This window comes from Hymenobacter latericoloratus, assembly GCF_014199535.1.
Taxonomy (GTDB): Bacteria; Bacteroidota; Bacteroidia; order Cytophagales; family Hymenobacteraceae; genus Hymenobacter; species Hymenobacter latericoloratus.
In genome coordinates this window covers 1-3,275 of sequence record NZ_JACHNV010000023.1, presented here as the reverse complement: position 1 = coordinate 3,275, position 3,275 = coordinate 1, and the positions used below count along the sequence as shown (strand labels likewise).

Annotated in this window: 3 protein-coding genes; 1 reads left to right on the top strand and 2 read right to left on the bottom strand. The window is 53.9% G+C overall.

Annotation, left to right across the window (positions count from 1 at the left end):
- Window positions 1-636 precede the first annotated feature (636 nt).
- Window positions 637-1,032 carry an immunity protein Imm33 domain-containing protein gene (locus GGU46_RS22670; protein ID WP_425486527.1) on the top strand — a complete coding sequence of 132 codons (396 nt, stop codon included), beginning with the start codon at window positions 637-639 and terminating at the stop codon, window positions 1,030-1,032.
- 54 nt (window positions 1,033-1,086) lie between these two features.
- Here the strand turns inward: GGU46_RS22670 and GGU46_RS21845 are convergent, their stop codons facing one another.
- Both GGU46_RS21845 and mobV read right to left on the bottom strand, forming a co-directional pair.
- Window positions 1,087-1,785, bottom strand: coding sequence for a RepA protein (locus GGU46_RS21845; protein WP_183405634.1), 699 nt, complete (start codon window positions 1,783-1,785; stop codon window positions 1,087-1,089).
- 113 nt (window positions 1,786-1,898) lie between these two features.
- On the bottom strand, window positions 1,899-3,275 hold a 1,377-nt coding region (gene mobV / locus GGU46_RS21840; RefSeq protein WP_215906434.1), incomplete at its 5' end, for a MobV family relaxase.

Genomic DNA, 3,275 nt, shown 5'->3' with positions numbered 1-3,275 from the left:
TAGGGCATGGGGCGGTGGGGAAAGGAAGTGGGCAGGCGGCTTAGCTCTATGCCTTTTTTACCTCGGGGGAGCAGGGGGCAGAGCCCCCCAGGGGAACGAGGTGCCCCGCAGGGACCACGGTTTGGCTTGGGGTAAGGGGCGCGTAGCAGGCCCCTTACCCCAAGCCAAACCATAGTGGGTTATGGCTTTGTTTTTCTGGCCGGTCTAAGTTACGGATTTTTGCCCTACCTTAGCCGGGCTTACCTGAAGCGGACTTGTTTGGTAGAGGTATCAAGCGGGAAGGAATAAGGTAGGTGCTATAAACGCCTGGAGCCTGGTCGATGTGTTGAAGGTGCGCCCTCTACTCGACCAGGTTCTTTGTTTTGACCTTACACTAATTACCAGATGGCTAATTCGTTTAAACCGGGCGATATCCTAGAATTTGATGGCTTACCCTGTGTGGTCGTTGGTCTCAGTGGAGATATAATCGATGATGATGAGGTACCAGAAGAGCACATTGCTGTTTGGTTTGGAGACAGTAATGCAAAACGGAAGTCTGAAGGTGGGATGGGTGGTATAAGAACTGAAATATGGACTATACCAGAAGAGTACTTTGCAAAGGGGAAAGAACCACTAGTACGTCACTGACTTAGCACAATGAACAGACGAATTGACCAAAAAGCATTGTGTGATAAGTACAATACTGACTATGTAGCTAGTCCCGCTAGTCTTAAAATTGGTATCTCCCTTTCAGTGCGGGAAAACATGGGACCTATACATGGTCTAAGGCATAACCCAGAAGGGGATACAACTGGGTGGTATATATGGGGCGGGGAGTATTCAGCAGCAGAAGATTTTTTCTTGCCGGTCCATGTATCCCACATAAATGATTGGGCCCCTTACGTTCAAAAATACCTAGGATTAGGGCCGGGATGGCGCTTTTTAATCGTTCCTGAGGAAGACTACGAAGATGTTTGGTACGACGAAACTCTTCTAGATACTCGTTCCCCTGGGGGCGCTGCCCCCTGCCCCCCCGAGGTAAAAAAGGCATAGAGCTAAGCCGCCTGCCCTACTCCTTTTCCCTTTTGTTACTCTTCCCCCACTGCCCTATTCGTTCAAAAGTGGTGCTCCGTCCTCTTGTGGGTCAAATATGGAGAGCTGGTGTACATCAGCTTGGCCTTTTTTACGCTTGATATAGGTCTTGGCAAACGTCACCCGATTACCGTTAAAAAATACAAGCGGGTTTATAAAGTACTCATACTCATAGGGAGTACGCGCAATAATACCACATTCAACTAGGTTAGACAGGCCCGTTAAAACGTGGCTCCTGTGGCTGTAATTGGTATAAGCCAGTGCCTTATCCATGCGAAAAATCAGTCTGTCTTGGCCTGGTTTCAGGGCTGATAGGATGTACCCAAATACCCTAATAGCCGGTTTGGAAAGCTCCCAAAATGCGGCGAATTGGCTTAGGTACACTTTCGCAAACTGCTCTTCATCCACCTCGATGTACTGCATGAAAGCACCGTAGCCAGTAGCCTCCCCGTCTGCATTCACTACAATCTGTTGCACCTGCTTGGATAATCCTGCATCTGGCCTGATTACCCGAGTTCGTCTTACGGTCTGCTTTTGTATCCCCTCAAGTGCTTCTTCTACAAAAGGATTGTTCTCGTAAGCCGGGTGCTCACTGATTTTTTTGTACTTCATAAGACAACGGTTGGTTTTCTTTTTAGTAGCTGTAAAGATAACCGTTTGTTGCCTGCTAAGTACTCTTTCGTTTTCCTTTTCCTTGAAAAAGGAAAACCCCACGTTTTCTACTAGAAAACGAGCCGTTTTCTAGTAGAAAACAGACTAGTGATGTGAGTCAAGTAGTTACGTAGTGCCTCTCTTAAGTCTTATTTATTGGGTGTGAGGCCGGGGGGCTAACCCATGCCGATTCCTCCCCCCCGGCTCTGCCCCTTGCTTTTAGTCAATGCCTGCTGGGTTGTGCGCTCGATGGTGGCCGTGAGCTGCGGGCCAATAGCCTTGCCATTGGGCTGAATTTCGGTGGTCTTAAAAGTGGCCCCGCTGGCTTCGTGGATGAATATTCCCTTGCCCTGCTCGTCGCGCTGCACCTGGTAGCCTGCGGCCTGTAGCTTGGCCTGGAAGTCGTCCCCATCACGCACCGGTTTGGTTAGCATTCCCTCGACAACCCGCGTTAGCTCGGCCCGCTCTTGCTCCCGCACGGTGGCCCCGAACTCGCGGAAGTCCGCTAAATCCTCCCCCTGGGCATAGCGCACGGCCATTTTATCAAACATCTGGTCGCCTACTTCCACTTGCTTGGTGGCTTCCTGCAGGCCGGTGAAATTGCCTTGTTTTAGCCCCTCTGACGTGCTCAACTGCTTTTGGAGCACTCTCACCTGCTCCGCGGCCGCTGTGTTCGCCTGGGCGAGCTTGGCGACCTCTACGAGCTGCGCCCGGGCAGCCTCCGCCTGGCGGGCCAGCTCGGCGTTAATGCGGGCTTCCTCACGGGCTTTCCATTCGTCCCGCCCGAGCAGGGGTGGGTCGCTGAGCTGAAATGCAGGCGCCGGCGCCGTGGGCCTGGTCAGCTCCGCCACGCGCTGCGCGTGCTGGGCCTCCAAACCATACAGCCGCTGCATGGGGTCGTGTTTAGCCTGGCTATGCTCGACGCCGCGTTCAAAACCGTGCGGGGCCATTGCCTGAGCGTAATCGGTTTGCAGCTGACGCAAGCTCTTGGGGTTGAATAGCTGGTCGGCCGATAGGGTGTTCTTCGCTGTGATGGGGGCCAGCACCGCGTGAATGTGGGGGGTCTTTTCGTCCTGGTGCAGGGTGAACGATACCACGTTCTGCGCGCCGAACTTCTCCTTCAAAAAATTCAAATTGTCCTGCGCCCATTTGCTTTTGGAATAGTCGGCCGCTCGTCCGTCCTGGCCACGAATAAACCCCTCCGGGCTACCGGTTAGAATTACCTCCATTCCGCGCACCGAATCATGCCGGACGCGCTTCACCCCGGCCTCCTGAATGCGGGCTTCGAGCAGGCTCCAGTAGTCTTTCTGCTCGTGGTTGATATACTCCCGGTTCGGGTGGGGAGCTGCCCGGTCGGCGTTGCCTATCGCGTGGGGGTGCTGCTCCTGGCGGTAGTTGTGGCCAGTGGCCGCGAGGGCGTGAGCCTGGGTCTTGATTTTGGCAACTCGGATGACGGCGTAGGGCATGGGGCGGTGGGGAAAGGAAGTGGGCAGGCGGCTTAGCTCTATGCCTTTTTTACCTCGGGGGAGCAGGGGGCAGAGCCCCCCAGGGGA

Bases quoted from the DNA above. Each gene is read 5' to 3' on its own strand.
- GGU46_RS22670 (WP_425486527.1), top strand. From the start codon at position 637: ATGAACAGACGAATTGACCAAAAAGCATTGTGTGATAAGTACAATACT.